The following is a 14,543-nucleotide window of genomic DNA, read 5'->3' on the forward strand; positions in this document are numbered from 1 at the left end:
CGCGTCCTGCGTGCGGGTTTTTGGGCATGCTGAAGGTGCCTGTGTGCCTTGGTGCGGCTCCTCTGTCAGAAATGCGGGCCGTGTTGTGTACAGGCGGTGCTCAGGGGAGTTACGCGGCGCGGCGCTCCCGGTTGCGGTGGGCGCGGACGAGTTCGGCGTACCGGCGGCCGCTGTCCTTGACGGTCCGCTGCTGCGTCGCGTAGTCGACGTGGACGAGGCCGAAGCGCTTGTCGTAGCCGTAGGCCCACTCGAAGTTGTCCAGCAGCGACCAGGCGAAGTACCCGGCCAGCGGCACTCCCTGGTCCACCGCTTCGGCGCACGCGGCCAGGTGCTCCTCCAGGTAGCGGACCCGCTCCGGGTCGTGCACCCGGCCGTCCGGGCCCACCGTGTCGGGGTAGGCGGAGCCGTTCTCGGTGACGTACAGGCAGCGGGCGCCGTAGTCCTCGGTCATCCGTCGCAGCGTCCTCGTCAGCCCTGCCGCGTGCACCTCCCAGCCCATGCCGGTGTGCCGCGAGTCCGGCAGCGCCACCTGCCGGGCGTACGGGAGCGGGCCCCCGGGATCGTCCGCGACGACGTTGCGGAAGTAGTAGTTCAGGCCGAGCCAGTCCAGCGGCGCGGCGATGGTCTCCAGGTCGCCGGCGCGGGCCGGCGGCTCGGTGCCGTACAGCTCGACCATGTCCTGCGGATAGCCGCGGCCGTGCAGCGGATCCATCCACCAGCGATTGGTGTGCCCGTCGGAGCGGCGCGCCGCGGCGTGGTCGGCGGCGCTGTCGCTCGCCGGCTCACAGTGCGTCAGGTTGTTGACGATGCCGACCCGCGCGCCCGGCACCGCGGCCCGGATCGCCCGCACCGCGAGGCCGTGCCCGAGGTGCAGGTGGAAGGAGGCGCGGACGGCGGCCTCGATGTCGGTGAGCCCCGGCGCCATCCGGCCCTCCAGATGGCCGATCCAGGCCGAGCACAGCGGCTCGTTGAGGGTGGCCCAGTGCCGGATGCGGTCGCCGAGCCGGTCGGCGACGACCGCGGCGTACGCGGCGAAGTGCTCGGCGGTCTCCCGGGCCGGCCAGCCGCCGCGGTCCTGCAGCGCCTGCGGCAGGTCCCAGTGGTAGAGGGTGGGGTAGGGCGTGAGGCCGGCTTCGAGGAGCGCGTCGGTGAGCCGGTCGTAGAAGTCCAGGCCCGCCTTGTTGACCGGCCCGTCCCCGCCGGGCACCACCCGTGGCCAGGCCACCGAGAAGCGGTAGGCGTCCACCCCGAGCCGCTTCATCAGCGCGATGTCCGCGGGCCAGCGGTGGTAGTGGTCGCAGGCCACGTCGCCGGTGTCGCCCTTGTGGACGTTGCCGGGGGTGTGGCTGAAGGTGTCCCAGATGGACGGCGCGCGGCCGTCCTCGGCCACCGCGCCTTCGATCTGGTACGCGGCGGTGGCCGTTCCCCACACGAAGCCGGCGGGGAGGGAGTCGAGGTACGCGTCGGACACGGATTTCCTTTCCGCGGTGGTCACTTGACGGCGCCGGCCGTGAGTCCGGCGACGAGGTAGCGCTGGAGCAGCAGGAAGCCCGCGACGACGGGGACGCTGACGACGAGCGAGGCGGCCATGATCTGGTTCCAGTACACCTCGGTCTGGGTGGCGTAGCCCTGCAGGCCGATCGCGAGCGTGCGGGTGACGTCGTTGGTCATGACCGAGGCGAACAGCACCTCGCCCCAGGCGGTCATGAAGGAGTAGATCGCCACCGCCACGATGCCCGGCACGGCGGCCGGCACGACCACCCGTACGAGGGCGCCGAGCGGCCCGCAGCCGTCGACCTGCGCCGCCTCGTCCAGGTCGCGCGGGATGGAGTCGAAGTAGCCCACCAGCATCCAGATGGACAGCGGCAGGGTGAAGGTCATGTAGGTGAGGATCAGGCCACCGCGCGAACCGTAGAGCGCGACGCCGGTGGCGTTCCCGATGTTCACGAAGATCAGGAACAGCGGCAGCAGGAAGAGGATGCCGGGGAACATCTGCGTCGACAGCACCGTCACGGTGAACAGCCGCTTGCCGCGGAAGCGGTACCGGCTGACCGCGTACGCGGCGAACACCGCGATCACCACCGAGCAGGCGGTCGCCGCGCCCGCCACGATCAGCGAGTTCACGAAGTACCGGCCCAGCGGCACGGTCTCCCAGATGTCCAGGTACGGCTGGATGGTGACCTTGCTGGGGAACCACCGGAAGGCACCGGTCACGTCCTGCAGCGGCTTGAGCGAACTGCTGAGCATCACGTACAGCGGAGTGGCCGTGAAGAGCGTCAGCAGGGTGAGCAGCACCCGCCGGGTCCAGACGAAGGACCGGGGCGGCGCGGTGGGCGACCGGACGGCGTCAGCCATGCTCGCCCCTCCTTCCACGGCCGGTGACCAGCAGATAGACGGCCGTCACGACGAGCAGGAAGAGCAGCAGCAGGACGGACATCGCCGAGCCCGAGCCGAAGTTCCAGGTCTCGAAGGACGCCTGGTAGATGTGGATCGAGATCAGGTCGGCCGCCTCGGGCGCGGCCTTGCCGAAGAGCACGTACGGCACGTTGAAGTCGTTGAAGGTCCACAGGAAGAGGACCAGCACCAGCACCTGGTTCACGGGCCGCAGCGCCGGCAGGGTGATGTGCCGGATCTGCTGCCACATCCCCGCGCCGTCCAGCTGCGCCGCCTCGTACGACTCCCGCGGGATGTTCTGCAGCGCCGCCGTCAGCATCAGGAAAGCGAACGGCCAGGTGCGCCAGACCGATGTCACCACCAGCGCGGCGAAGCTGTTGTCGCCGACCAGCCAGAACGGCGCCGGGTCCGCCAGCCCGAGCTGGTTGTGCAGGACGTGGTTCACCAGCCCGTTGTCCCGCTGGAGGAGGAAGGACCAGGTGATGACCGCGGCGTAGACGGGCAGCGCATACGGGGTGAGGAACAGCGCCCGCAGCAGGCCGCGGCCGCGGAACCGGTCCTGCATCAGGATAGAAGCGGTCACGCCGAGCAGCCAGGACAGGCCGACCGCCAGGATCGTGAAACCGCAGGTGACCGCGAAGGAGTGGAGCAGCGCCCGGCCGGCCGGCGCGTCGAGGTCGACGGCCATGCGGAAGTTGTCCAGGCCGGCCCAGGGCGCCGCGCCCCAGTCGCGGATGTACTCGTGGGTGAGCTGCTTGAAGCTCATCGCGATGCCGATGACCATCGGCACGAGGTGGATGAGCAGTTCGAGCGCGAGGGCGGGGAACAGCAGGAGGTAGGGGAGGCCGCCGCGCCTGATGCGGTCGGGGAGGAGGGCGCGGCGCGGCGGCCGGTCCGGGGGCGGCGCGCCGGGCAGCGACGTGCCCCGCGCCGTCGTGCCGGCCGCCTCGTGCTGTGCTGTGGGGGTGGTCATGACGGCGGTCTCACTTCTGCATCTGCTGCTGGGCCTCGGTCAGCTTCGCCCGCACCTCGGCGGTGGTGACCTTCTTGCCCGCCGCCGCGTCGGCCAGCAGCTCCTTCATCGCGCCGCCGACCAGCGTCTCGAACTGCGACTCGTCGGGCACCTGCGGCAGCGGCGCCGCGCTCTTGGCGAGCACCTCGCGCTGCACGGCCTCGTCGGCGTCCCGCGGCTTGCTCTTCTGCGCGTCGAGCACGGGGGAGAGGGCGCCGTACTTGGTGGTGAGGATGCGCTGCTCCTCGGTGGAGGTCATGAACTTCACGAACTTCAGCGCGCCGTCGACGTTGTCGGTGTCCTGGAAGACACCGATGTTGATGCCGGCCACCATGGAGTTCACGTTCCGCCGGCCGTCCGCCTTGCCGGACTGGAAGGGCACCGGCGCCACGCCGTACTCACCGGGCTTCATCCCGTGCGCCGCCAGCGAGGTGCGGGCCGCCTGCCACAGCAGCATCCCGGCCTTGCCGGTGGCGAAGTCCCGTACGGACTGGTTCTGCGCGTACTCGGCGTTGCCGGGCGCGGCGATCTTGTCATTGGCGAGGAAGTCGACGTACTGCTTGACGGCGGCGACGTTCGCGGGCTTGTCGAAGGTGGGCCTGCCGGCCGCGTCGAAGAAGTCGGCGCCGTGCTGCTTGCCGAAGACGAACGCGTGGTGTGCGTTCTCCGCCGGGTTGCCGCCCTCGACGGCCAGGCCGTACTTCCCGCCCTTGGTGAGCTTCTTGCCGTCCGCGACCAGCTCGTCCCAGGTGGCGGGCGGCCGGGAGATGCCCGCCTCCTTGAACATCTTCTTGTTGTAGTACAGCGCGTACGTCAGCGAGTACAGCGGCACCGCCGCCGGGTCCTTGCCGGACGCGCCGGTCGCGGCCATCGGGGCGGGCGCGAACCGCTCCTTGCCGCCGACCTTCCGGAGGTTCTTCGCGTCGAACGGCAGCAGCGCGTTGCTCTTCTGGAGTGACGAGGACCAGGTGTTGCCGAGGTTGAGCACGTCCGGGCCCTGCCCGGAGGAGGCCGCGGCGAGGATCCGGTCGAGCACCGTGGACCAGGGGATGACCTCCAGATTCACCTTGATCCCGGTCTGCCGTTCGAACTTCTTCAGCTCCGGGCCGAGCACCTTCTTGTCGGCCTCCAGGCTGGACCCCTGGTTGGTCGCCCAGTAGGTCAGCTCCTTCGGGCTGTCGTTGTTGGCACCGCCGCCGAGGGCGGTACCGCCGCCGCAGCCCGTGGCCAGGGCGGCGGTCAGTGCGGTGGTGAGCGCGGCGACTGCCGCCATACGGGTTCTACGCATGGTCGTGGTGGCCCCTCCGGGAGGCGAGCATCAAAGCTCTGAACGCGGCTCCGTATTAACTTAAGGCGTGAGTTAAGTAGTGGAAGAAGGGGTCGTCAAGACACCCGGCACCGGTAAGTTGCCGGAGGAGGAAGGAGCCACATGCCCGAACGCCACCGCAGGACGGTCCGTGATCTGCGCCGCGGCAACCGCGCAGGACTGCTGCGCCGGCTGTACTTCGAGGGGCCGCTGAGCCGCCAGGAACTCGCCGCGCACACCGGTCTGAGCTCCGCTTCGGTCAGCAACGTCACCGGGGAACTGCTCGCGGACGGGCTGCTGGAGGAGGCCGGTTCGGTCGACTCCGACGGGGGCCGCCCGCGCATCCTGCTGCGGGTCGCGCCGGGCGCCGGGTCACTGGTCGGGGTGGACGTCGGCGAGACCCGAATACGTGTTGAACTCTTCGACCTGTCGATGACCGAACTGGCCCGCAGCGAACACCCCTTGAAGGACGACGGTCACCATGTCAGCCACGTCGTCCGTCTCATAGCCGACGGCCTGACCGAGGTGCTCGGCACGGAGGCGCCGCACGGCCCGCTCCTCGGCATCGGCGTCGGCGTACCCGGCATCGTCGCCGACGACCCGGCACGCGGCGGCGCCGTCGTCCACGGCCAGACCATCGGCTGGGACGCCGTCCCGCTGGAATCCCTGCTCCGCGAGACCGCCCAACTGGGGGAAGAAATACCCCTGTTCGTGTCCAACGGCGCCAGGACGCTCGGCCAGGCGGAGATGTGGTTCGGCGCCGGGCGCGGCGCGCGCGACGCCGTCATCGCCCTCATCGGCTCCGGTGTCGGCGCCAGTGTGATCACCGACGGCAGTGCGTACGGCGGCGCGGCGCACGGCGCGGGGGAGTGGGGCCACACCACCCTGCAGCTGCGCGGCCGCCGCTGCCGGTGCGGCGCCCGCGGCTGCCTGGAGGCGTACGTCGGCGCCGAGGCGGTCCTGGAACGGTGGCGCGAGGCGGGCGGACCGGCCGCGCCCGGCACCGACGAGGAGACCGCGCTGGCCGCGCTGCTCGCCGCCGACGACCCGGCCGCCGCCGCAGTACTGGACGAGACCGCCGAGTACCTGGGTGCCGGCATCGCCGACCTGGTCAACCTCTTCAACCCCGAACGCATCGTCCTGGCCGGCTGGGCGGGCCTGCTCCTCGGCACCCGGCTGCTGCCCGCCGTCCGCGAGGCCACCGCGGCCTACGCCCTGCGCTATCCGGCGGCCCGCGCCACCATCGCGCTCGGCCGCCTCGGCCCGGACGCGGTGACGGTGGGCGCGGCGACCCTGCCGCTGAGCCGGTTCCTGGACACGGGCGGCACGGAAGTGCCGGGCAGGACCGGCGGGCGGACGGCGACTCCGGCACCCGGGCCGCCGGCGGCCGCGCGGCCGCGGGGACCGCGGTGACGGACACGACGGCGCGGCAGGCGAGGTGACGGACACGGCGGCGCCGCGGGCGAGGTCACGGAACGCGACGGCGCCGGGACCTCGTTCCCCCTGGGGCCCCGGCGCCGTTCCCGGCCGCTGCCGGGTGCGGAGGGTCAGCTCACGACGAGGCAGCTGGCGATGTTGTCGAAGCCGTTGTTGCTGAAGTCGCGGTCGCTGCTCTCCTTGGCGGCGTTGTAGTGCTTGCCCGTGCAGTCCCCGTGCTCGTACAGCGCGACGGCCTTGCCCATGTTGTTGATCATCGAGCTGGCGTTGTCACCGACCTTCACGCCGTTGCTGAACTTGTGGTCGCCCAGGTGCCGGGTGGTCTTCGTGAACACGGCCCGGCCGCCCTCGTAGTTGTCGTGCTGGAACAGGCAGAAGCTGTTCGCCGGGCACGCGCCGTTGTCGGCCTGGGCGGTGGGGCCGAAGCCGACCAGGGCCGTGACGCTCAGCGACAGGGCGCCGGTGGCCAGTGCGAGCTTGCGCTTCATCGGTGTGGTTCCTCCCGTCGGGCGAGGAAGATCCCTCGCTGTGCCTCCGATTCAACGGGTGTCGGAGCAGGGGCGTAAGGTCATTCGAGGAGATTGGAATGTCCGGTGCGCCAGGGGAAGCGCACGGGTTCACGGGGGTGTGCCGATGTTCCGGTTGCGGCTGAGCAGACATGCTCTGGAGACCACGCGCTTCGCGGTGTCGCCCATGATGGAGACGGTGGTGGCGCTGCAGCACAAATGGTTCGTCCCGCGTCCCGTCCCGGGCGAGCCGCCCTGGGCGCGCGCCGCCCGCGACTCCCGCGTGTGGGGTGAACTCCCGCTCCTGGCCGGGTTGTTGAAGGACGGCAACGACACGCTGCCGGACGTAGCGCACGGCCCCGGCGGCTCGCGCGCCGCGGACGGCGCGGGCGGCCCGGAGGGTGCCGGTGGCTCGGACAGTACGGACGGCTCGTACGCCGCGGCGGTGGGCGGTCCGCTCGGCGCCGCAGGCACTGGCACTGGCCGCGGTGGTGCGACGCCCCAGTCTGCCCCGGCGCCCGAGCCCGGCTCGGCGCCGGAGCCCCGTACGGCGTCCGCTTCCGCCCCGGCGCCCGGCCTGCCCGACGGGGTCGAAGCCTGGTACGCGCGGATGCCGCAGCCGGAGGCCCGGTCGCCGCGTGCCCGTGTCCTGCAGGCCATCCGGGACGCGGCGGTGTCGGGGGACGAGGGCCTCGTCCGGGCCCTCCTCGCCGACTTCGACGCCTTCTTCCGGGTGTGCCTGGCACCGCACTGGTCCGCGATCCGGGAGCAGGCCGAGGCGGACATCCTGCACCGGGCCGGTGACGTCGCGCGGCACGGCCTCGCGCACGCCCTGGCCACCCTGCACCCGTCGGTGAGCTATCAGGACGGCACCCTGTGCATCGCCAACGACACCGAGCTGGACGCGGTGCACGACCAGCAGATCACGCTCGTGCCCTCCACCCTGGCCAGCCGCTGCTTCGTGGCGCTCGACCCCGGTGACCGGTACTGCGTCTGTCTCATCTACCCCGCGCTGCGGGCCGACGAGGCGCGGGACCGGAGCCCGGACGTGCCGGAGCCGCGCCCGGACGCGCGGCTGGGCGACGTACTGGGCCACACCCGGCTGATGCTGCTGCGCAGCCTGGACCGGCCGTGCACCACCACCGGGCTCGCCGCACTGCACCACTTGAGCCCGTCCACGGTGTCCTACCACCTGACCCGGCTGCACCGGGCCGGCCTGCTGATCCGCGTACGCGACGGCAACCGCGTCCGCTACCGGCGCACGGAGGAGGCGGACCGGCTGCTCGCCCGCGGGTGAACGGCGTTCAGCGAGCCCGGTGTTCGGGCGCGCGTTCCCACAACGGCCGGGCGTACGAGGGGAATCACTCGTACGGAGGAATCGGTGAGGTGCGGTCACGGGCCGTGAAGGTCTGCCGTAGGTTCGCGTCCTCCGCTACGGAAGGCCCCATCGTGGCTCACTCCCCGGGACGCCACCACCTGTCCACCCTGCCGTCCCTGACCGGCGTCCGGTTCTTCGCCTGCGGCACCGTCGTCCTGGCGCACGTGCTGGCCGTTTCCCGGATATTCGGCGAGGCCCCGCTGCAGCGCGGCCTCGACGCGCTGGTTCCGCCGGCGGCCAACGCCGTGACGCTGTTCTTCGTGCTCAGCGGCTTCGTTCTCACCTGGACCGCCGCACCGGGCGACACCGCACGCGGCTTCTGGCGGCGCCGCGCCGCCAGGGTGCTGCCGAACCACGTCCTCACCTGCACGGCGGCCGCCGTCCTGGTGGCCCTCCACGGAGTGCGGGCAGAGCTGGGCGGCGGGCACGGGCCGTGGCACCCGGCCGCGGTCGTGGCGAACCTCTTCCTGGTCCATGTGTGGCTGCCCGACGGCGCCCTCATCCTGGCGGCCCATCCGGTGACCTGGTCCCTCGCCTGCGAGGCGCTGTTCTACCTGCTCTTCCCGCTGCTGCTCCGGGCGGTGCGCCGCATCCGGCCCGCGCGGCTGCCGGTGTGGGCACTGGCGACCACCGCCGTCACGGTCGGCGTCCCCAGCGTCTCGCTGCTGCTCACCGGGCCGCCGTCCGACCCGCAAGTGCCGGTGTCCACACTCCAGTTCTGGGCCGCCCACGTCTTCCCCGTCTCGCGCCTCCCCGAGTTCGTGCTGGGCATGCTGGCGGCCCGGCTGGTCGCCGAGGGCTGGCGGCCGCCCCGGCTGCGGTACGCGGTGCCGGCGCTGTTCCTCACCGTCGCGGCCGGCCTCGCGCTCCCGCCGGTCTTCGTCTTCGGGCCGCTGTCCGCCGGGCCCGCCGGCCTGCTGACCGCCGCGCTGGCCGTGCGCAGTCTGCGGGCCGGGCCGTGCTGGCTGGAGCGGCCGTGGCTCGTCGCGCTGGGCCGGCGCACGTACGCCTGCTACATCAGCCACTTCGTGGTGATCATGTACGTACGGCAGTACGTGACCGGCCCCGGCACGTCCTTCGGTGTTCCGGCGGCCCTCGGCTACGCGGCCCTGATGCTGGTGCTCAGCGCGCTCGCCACCTGGCCGCTGTACCGCTTCGTCGAGCGCCCGGCGATGGCCCGGCCGGCCCCGCCGCGTACCGCGGCCACTGGCATCAGGGTCCCCGCGCAGCGCACGCCCGCCACCGACGGCCCGCCGGTGGGGCTCGAAAAGCCCTGTGGAGGAGTGTCAGGCGCCGGGGAGGACGACCGTCACCCCGGCGCCGGGCGCCTCGTCCATCGCCGCCAGGGCCGCGGGCGCAGCGGCCAGCGGGATCGTCGCCGTCGTCAGCAGGTCGGGGCGCAGGACGCCGGCCCGTACCGACTCCAGCATCGGCGGATAGGCGTGGGCCGCCATGCCGTGGCTGCCCAGGACCTCCAGCTCCAGCGCGATCACCCGGTCCATCGGCACCGGCACGGGCCGGGGCAGCAGGCCGACCTGCACATGGCGGCCGCGCCGCCGCAGGCCGCCGACCGAAGCAGCACAGGTCGTGGCAGCGCCGAGCGCGTCGAGTGAGAGATGGACGCCGCCGCCCGTCAGCTCGCGCACCGCCTCGGCCGTGTCCGTGGTCCGCGCGGCGTCCACGCACGCCACGGCGCCGAACTTCCTGGCCAGGTCCAGCGCCGCCGGTGAGCGGTCGACCGCGACGACCCGGGCCCCGGCCGCCGCCGCGATCATCACGGCGGACAGGCCCACGCCACCGCACCCGTGCACCGCGACCCACTCGCCCGGCGACACCCGCCCCTGCGCGGTGACGGCCCGGAACGCGGTCGCGAAGCGGCAGCCGAGCGAGGCGGCGGTGACGAAGGACAGCTCCTCCGGCACCGCGACCAGGTTCACGTCGGCGTGCTCCAGCGCCACGTACTCGGCGAACGATCCCCAGTGCGTGAACCCGGGCTGGGTCTGCCGCTCGCACACCTGCTGGTCGCCCGCGGCGCAGGAAGGACAGCTCCCGCAGGCGCAGACGAAGGGCACGGTCACCCGGTCACCGGGGCGCCAGCCCTCGACCTGCGCCCCGACTTCCGCCACCACTCCGGCGAGTTCGTGGCCCGGCACGTGCGGCAGTGTGATGTCCGGATCGTGGCCCATCCAGCCGTGCCAGTCGCTGCGGCACAGCCCGGTGGCCTCGACCCGTACCACCACGCCGTGCGGCGCCGGCGCCGGATCGGGCACGTCCCGTATCCCGGCCGGTTCGCCGTACTGCTCGAACACCACTGCTCGCATGATCCTCGCCTCTGGTCGGAGAGCGCCCGCCCGTCCGGCGGCCACAGCAGCGACCTTCCCCACCTGCGCCGTTGCCATCCGCCCGGCTTCTCACACCGAGGTCGAACGGCCCGCTGGCCCGGGTCGGATCACCGGTGCCGGGACTCTCGACCTTGATCACTTCGCCGCCGAGGCCGGCGAGCTCCATGCTTCACGGGCCGCCGGAGTTCAGCGGAACAGCGCGGTGGAGACCTCGGCGGCCCATTGCCACGGCGCGTCCGTGCCGCCCGGCTGGGAGTTGAAGTACTCCCAGCCCGCCACTCCGCCGAAACCGCTGTACTTCGTGCGCAGCGCGCCCACCGTCTTCTTGAGGGTGGCCAGGCCGACATGGCCGTTGCCGTTGTCCGGGGAGGTCAGCGCGCCGGCGACCACCTTTGCTGCCGGGATCAGGCCGCGCCTGACGACCGCGTCGTAGTCGCGGGTCGAGGCCAGGCTGCCCCAGCCGTTGTAGAACTGGGCGTTGAACCACGCGATGTCGCCGCCGCGGTGCCGGTACAGCTGCTCGTAGTCGAAGCCGGAGAGGTTCCCGCCGCCCGCCAGCGCGCTCGCGACCGGGGCGAGCGTGATGAGGAAGTCCGGCCCGAAATCGGCCCGGAGCGCGTCGATGACCCGCACGATCCCGGCGAGCGACATGTCCTCCTCGACATCGAGGTCCACGCCGTCCAGCGCGTACCGGCGCAGGAAATCCCGCAACAGCGGATAGTACGTGCCGAATTCGGTGTCCAGCCGCCGGAAGCTGCCCGGTGCCGCGCCGCCCAGCATGGCGAGGACACGCACGCCCTGCCCTTGCATGGTCTTCAGGTCCCGCCACATGGCGTCGAACTTCGCCGCCTCCGGCGGGTCGTCGTTGAGGTGCACCGGCGCGTACGGACCGTTCACGTCGTTGAGGTGAACTGCCGCCACCAGTACGTGCGTTGCGCCCGTGCCGTGCTCGGTGAGGCCGAGCGGGGAGACGTACGTCCCGTTGGTGTACTGCGTCTGGTAGTAGAGGGCGAGCCGCCGGCCCGGTGCGGCGGACGGTGCCGCCCACGCCGGTGCCGCCGCGGTCATGGACAGCGCCAGGGACGCGAGGAGCACGCCACGTCTGGTCATGTGCATCGGTCTCTCCCTTTTTCCGGGCGAATGCGGGCCGGGCCGCGGGCAATTCTGGCGAGGGAGGAATACGGAAGGCCAGACCCCGGCAGCTACTAATGCGCTTTAGTCGCCGCCGGGCGGAGATGCCTCAGAGCGCCCGGGTCGGGAGCAGCACGGCGAGTTCCTGGGCCGCGCTCGTCAGTGCCGGGCGCAGGGCGAGGAGTTCGTCGAGGGGCATACGGAAGGCGGGGGCCGCGACCGAGAGCGCGGCGTGGGCGATGCCGTCCGGGCCGGTGATGGGGACGCCGAGCGCGCGGATGCCGGGCTCGTGCTCCTCGTCGGCGACGGCGTGCCCCTGGGCGCGCACCGCCTCGATCTCGGCCCGGAACGCCGCGCGGTCGGTGATCGCGTTGGGTCCGAGCGCGGTGAGTTCGACGTTCTCCACGAGCGCTTCGCGTACCTCCGGCGGCGCGTACGCGATCAGTACCTTCCCCATCGACGTGCAGTGCACCGGGCCGTGCTTGCCGGGCTCGCCGCGCACGCTGACCTGCTGCGGTCCCTCGACGTGGTGGATGTAGAGCTGCTTGTCGCCGTCCAGTACCGACATCAGGACGGCCTCCCGGCAGGTGTCGGCGAGCCGGCGCATCACGGGGAGCGCGACGCCGGCGAAGCCGTGTGCGTGCGAGACCCGCTGGCCGAGCTGGTACACCCGCAGGCCCAGTGTGTAGTGCTTCGAGCGGGCGTCGAACGCCACGAAGCCGTCCCGGGTGAGGGACTTCAGCAGCCGGTAGCACGTGCTGGTCGGGAAGCCGGAGGCGCGGGACAGCTCGGAGAGGGTGCAGCCGCCCGGCTGCTCGCCGAGGAGGGTGAGGACGTGCAGGGCCTTGCCGACCATGTCGGACGGCGGCGCGGGGGAGTGGTCACTGGCGGACATGCCGCCAGTTTCGCACACCGTTTCCCGCATGGCGGCAAGGTTTTCTTCCTCGCGGAAACAATCCGTTGACAGGCGGAAATGCGCCCGTCATTCTCTTTTCAGCTTGCGGCATCTCTTGCCGCATCGTGGCAAAACCTCGTGACCCCAATGCCCCTGCCGTCTCGGGAGAAAGGCCTCCTGGATGTCGACCCCGCCCCCGGCCGCAGCCCCCGCGTCCGCCGCCGTCCTCAGCCGCCGACGCTGGACCCGGCTGATGCCCGTGGTCTTCGTGACCTACAGCTTCGCCTACCTGGAACGCTCGAACTTCTCCGTGGCAGCGGCCGGCGGCATGGCCGACGACCTGCACATCACCGGCTCGGTCTCCGCCCTGCTCGGCTCGCTGTTCTTCCTCGGCTACTTCGCCTTCCAGATCCCCGGCGCGATCTACGCCGAGCGGCGCAGCGTCAAGAAGCTCATCGTGTGGTGCCTGCTGCTGTGGGGCGTCCTCGCCACCGCCCAGGGCCTCATCCCCAACGTGCACGTGCTGATGGTGGTGCGGTTCCTGCTCGGCGTCTCCGAGGCCGCCGTACTGCCCGCGATGGTCATCCACATCACCCACTGGTTCACCTCCCGTGAACGCGGCCGCGCCAACACCTGGCTCATCCTCGGCAACCCCGCCACCGTCCTCTGGCTCACCGTCGTCTCCGGCTACCTCGTCGAATGGGTCGGCTGGCACGGCATGTTCATCGCCCAGGGCGTGCCCGCCCTGATCTGGGCGTTCGTCTTCCACAAGTGCATCGACGACCACCCGCGCGACGCCCAGTGGCTCACCCCCGAGGAACGCACCGCGCTCGAAGGCGCCCTCGCCGCCGAACAGCGCCGACTGCCTCCCGGCGGCGGCAGCTACCTCGCCGCGCTCCGCTCCCGCAACGTCGTACTGCTCTCCCTCCAGTACTTCCTGTGGAGCCTCGGCGTCTACGGATTCGTCTTCTGGCTGCCCTCCATCGTCCGCGCCGGCAGCGACGAGGGCATCGGTCTCACCGGCCTGATCTCCGCACTGCCCTACCTCTTCGCCTGCGCCGCGATGCTCTGGAACAGCCGCGCCTCGGACCGGGCCGGGGCCCGCGGCCGGTACGTCTGGCCCTGGCTGCTGCTCGGCGCCGCCGGGTTCTACGGCTCCTACCTCCTCGGCGACGCCTTCTGGCTCTCCTACCCGCTGCTCTGCGTCGCCGCCGCCGGCATGTACGCGCCGTACGGCCCGTACTTCGCCACCATCCCCGAACTGCTGCCGCAGAAGCTCAGCGCCGCCGCCGTCGGCCTCATCAACGCCTTCGGCGCGCTCGGCGGATTCGCCGGCAGTTATCTCATCGGCACCCTCAACGACGTCACCGGCTCCACCGCCGCCTCGTTCCTCACCATGGCCGGCTGCTTGGTCCTCGCCGCGCTGCTGATGTTCGCGGTACGGGCACCCCGGGCCGCGGCCGACGCCGTTCCGGCCGCGCCCGCCCCCACCACGAAGGACGCCTGACCGCAGCATGCGCATCGCCCGAATCGCCCACGCCGGCGGCACCGCACACGCCGTACTCGACGGCGGCACCGCCGACCTGATCGCCGACCCCTTCGCCGAGCCCCCGGCGGCCGGGGGAGCGGCGGACGGTGCCGCCGGCCGGGCACCCGTACGGCTCGGCCGGCGCCTCCCGCTCGCCGAGGTACGGCTGCTCGCCCCCGTGCTGCCCCGCACCGTCGTCGGCATGGCCCACAACACCGGACCCGCCGACCGCGCCCTGCCCCCGCAGGCGTTCCTCAAGCCCGCCCGCACCGTCATCGGCCCCGACGAGCCGGTGCACCTCCCCGACGGCATCGGCCGTGTCGACGCCGAGGCCGAACTCGCCGTCGTCCTCGCCGGATCGCCCGCCGGACACACCCCCGACACCGTCCTGCGCACCGTCTTCGGCTGGACCGTCGCCAACGACATCACCGCCCGCGACCTGCAGCGCAGCGACCCGCTGTGGACCTCGGCCAAGGGCAGGCCGGGCTTCACCCCGCTCGGCCCCTGGATCGAGACCGACCTGCCCGCACCCGACGACACCGAGATCGCCCTCACCCTCGACGGCGTACCGCTGCGCCCCGCCGCCACGAGCGGACTCGCGCGCGGCATCGCCG

General features: G+C 72.1%; 12 protein-coding genes and 1 pseudogene. 5 read left to right on the forward strand and 8 right to left on the reverse strand.

The window, feature by feature from the left end; genetic code table 11:
- Positions 1–109 precede the first annotated feature (109 nt).
- From C3486_RS34175 to C3486_RS34190, 4 genes are read right to left on the reverse strand one after another with little or no spacing between them, the layout of a single operon-like run.
- Entirely contained in the window at positions 110–1,471 is a 1,362-nt protein-coding gene (locus C3486_RS34175) for a GH1 family beta-glucosidase (RefSeq protein ID WP_103836751.1), read from the reverse strand.
- 20 nt (positions 1,472–1,491) lie between these two features.
- Positions 1,492–2,355, reverse strand: coding sequence for a carbohydrate ABC transporter permease (locus tag C3486_RS34180; RefSeq protein ID WP_103836752.1), 864 nt, complete (start codon positions 2,353–2,355; stop codon positions 1,492–1,494).
- The gene (locus C3486_RS34185) at positions 2,348–3,367 is read right to left on the reverse strand and encodes a carbohydrate ABC transporter permease (RefSeq protein WP_103836753.1); all 1,020 of its coding nucleotides are present in this window, start codon (positions 3,365–3,367) and stop codon (positions 2,348–2,350) included. Before C3486_RS34185 ends, C3486_RS34180 begins: the two co-directional genes overlap by 8 nt.
- A 10-nt stretch (positions 3,368–3,377) precedes the next feature.
- Positions 3,378–4,694 (reverse strand): sugar ABC transporter substrate-binding protein, encoded by a 1,317-nt coding sequence (locus tag C3486_RS34190; RefSeq protein WP_103836754.1) that lies wholly within the window; start codon positions 4,692–4,694, stop codon positions 3,378–3,380.
- Between the two features lie 141 nt (positions 4,695–4,835).
- On the opposite strand from C3486_RS34190, the gene C3486_RS34195 reads away from it, so the two are divergent.
- The gene (locus C3486_RS34195; protein WP_103836755.1) at positions 4,836–6,125 is read left to right on the forward strand and encodes an ROK family transcriptional regulator; all 1,290 of its coding nucleotides are present in this window, start codon (positions 4,836–4,838) and stop codon (positions 6,123–6,125) included.
- A gap of 134 nt (positions 6,126–6,259) precedes the next feature.
- On the opposite strand, the gene C3486_RS34200 is transcribed toward C3486_RS34195, so the two are convergent.
- A complete protein-coding gene (locus tag C3486_RS34200; RefSeq protein ID WP_103836756.1) occupies positions 6,260–6,637 on the reverse strand; it encodes a peptidase inhibitor family I36 protein in 378 nt (125 codons plus the stop codon).
- 145 nt (positions 6,638–6,782) lie between these two features.
- On the opposite strand from C3486_RS34200, the gene C3486_RS34205 reads away from it, so the two are divergent.
- Both C3486_RS34205 and C3486_RS38415 read left to right on the forward strand, forming a co-directional pair.
- A complete protein-coding gene (locus tag C3486_RS34205) occupies positions 6,783–7,952 on the forward strand; it encodes an ArsR family transcriptional regulator (protein WP_146075115.1) in 1,170 nt (389 codons plus the stop codon).
- 152 nt (positions 7,953–8,104) lie between these two features.
- Positions 8,105–9,163, forward strand: a pseudogene (locus tag C3486_RS38415) (acyltransferase family protein); the annotation flags it as partial.
- 156 nt (positions 9,164–9,319) lie between these two features.
- Here the strand turns inward: C3486_RS38415 and C3486_RS34215 are convergent.
- The 3 genes from C3486_RS34215 to C3486_RS34225 all read right to left on the reverse strand — a co-directional run bounded on the left by C3486_RS34215 (position 9,320) and on the right by C3486_RS34225 (position 12,401).
- Positions 9,320–10,354 carry a zinc-dependent alcohol dehydrogenase family protein gene (locus tag C3486_RS34215; RefSeq protein ID WP_103836759.1) on the reverse strand — a complete coding sequence of 345 codons (1,035 nt, stop codon included), beginning with the start codon at positions 10,352–10,354 and terminating at the stop codon, positions 9,320–9,322.
- A gap of 207 nt (positions 10,355–10,561) precedes the next feature.
- A complete protein-coding gene (locus C3486_RS34220; protein WP_103836763.1) occupies positions 10,562–11,485 on the reverse strand; it encodes a glycosyl hydrolase family 18 protein in 924 nt (307 codons plus the stop codon).
- 130 nt (positions 11,486–11,615) lie between these two features.
- Complete coding sequence (locus C3486_RS34225; RefSeq protein WP_103836760.1) at positions 11,616–12,401, reverse strand: IclR family transcriptional regulator; 786 nt, start codon at positions 12,399–12,401, stop codon at positions 11,616–11,618.
- 181 nt (positions 12,402–12,582) lie between these two features.
- Between C3486_RS34225 and C3486_RS34230 the strand changes: the two genes are divergently transcribed.
- A complete protein-coding gene (locus tag C3486_RS34230; protein WP_103836761.1) occupies positions 12,583–13,908 on the forward strand; it encodes an MFS transporter in 1,326 nt (441 codons plus the stop codon).
- A 7-nt stretch (positions 13,909–13,915) separates the two neighbouring features.
- Positions 13,916–14,543 (forward strand): fumarylacetoacetate hydrolase family protein (locus tag C3486_RS34235; protein WP_103836762.1); only part of this gene is annotated, 628 nt, incomplete at its 3' end.

This window comes from Streptomyces sp. Ru73 (genome assembly GCF_002920575.1).
Taxonomy (GTDB): Bacteria; Actinomycetota; Actinomycetes; order Streptomycetales; family Streptomycetaceae; genus Streptomyces.

Coding starts and splice junctions, on each gene's coding strand:
- C3486_RS34180 (WP_103836752.1), bottom strand. CDS start 2,355: ATGGCTGACGCCGTCCGGTCGCCCACCGCGCCGCCCCGGTCCTTCGTC.
- C3486_RS34185 (WP_103836753.1), bottom strand. CDS start 3,367: ATGACCACCCCCACAGCACAGCACGAGGCGGCCGGCACGACGGCGCGG.
- C3486_RS34190 (WP_103836754.1), bottom strand. CDS start 4,694: ATGCGTAGAACCCGTATGGCGGCAGTCGCCGCGCTCACCACCGCACTG.
- C3486_RS34195 (WP_103836755.1), top strand. CDS start 4,836: ATGCCCGAACGCCACCGCAGGACGGTCCGTGATCTGCGCCGCGGCAAC.
- C3486_RS34200 (WP_103836756.1), bottom strand. CDS start 6,637: ATGAAGCGCAAGCTCGCACTGGCCACCGGCGCCCTGTCGCTGAGCGTC.
- C3486_RS34205 (WP_146075115.1), top strand. CDS start 6,783: ATGTTCCGGTTGCGGCTGAGCAGACATGCTCTGGAGACCACGCGCTTC.
- C3486_RS34215 (WP_103836759.1), bottom strand. CDS start 10,354: ATGCGAGCAGTGGTGTTCGAGCAGTACGGCGAACCGGCCGGGATACGG.
- C3486_RS34220 (WP_103836763.1), bottom strand. CDS start 11,485: ATGACCAGACGTGGCGTGCTCCTCGCGTCCCTGGCGCTGTCCATGACC.
- C3486_RS34225 (WP_103836760.1), bottom strand. CDS start 12,401: ATGTCCGCCAGTGACCACTCCCCCGCGCCGCCGTCCGACATGGTCGGC.
- C3486_RS34230 (WP_103836761.1), top strand. CDS start 12,583: ATGTCGACCCCGCCCCCGGCCGCAGCCCCCGCGTCCGCCGCCGTCCTC.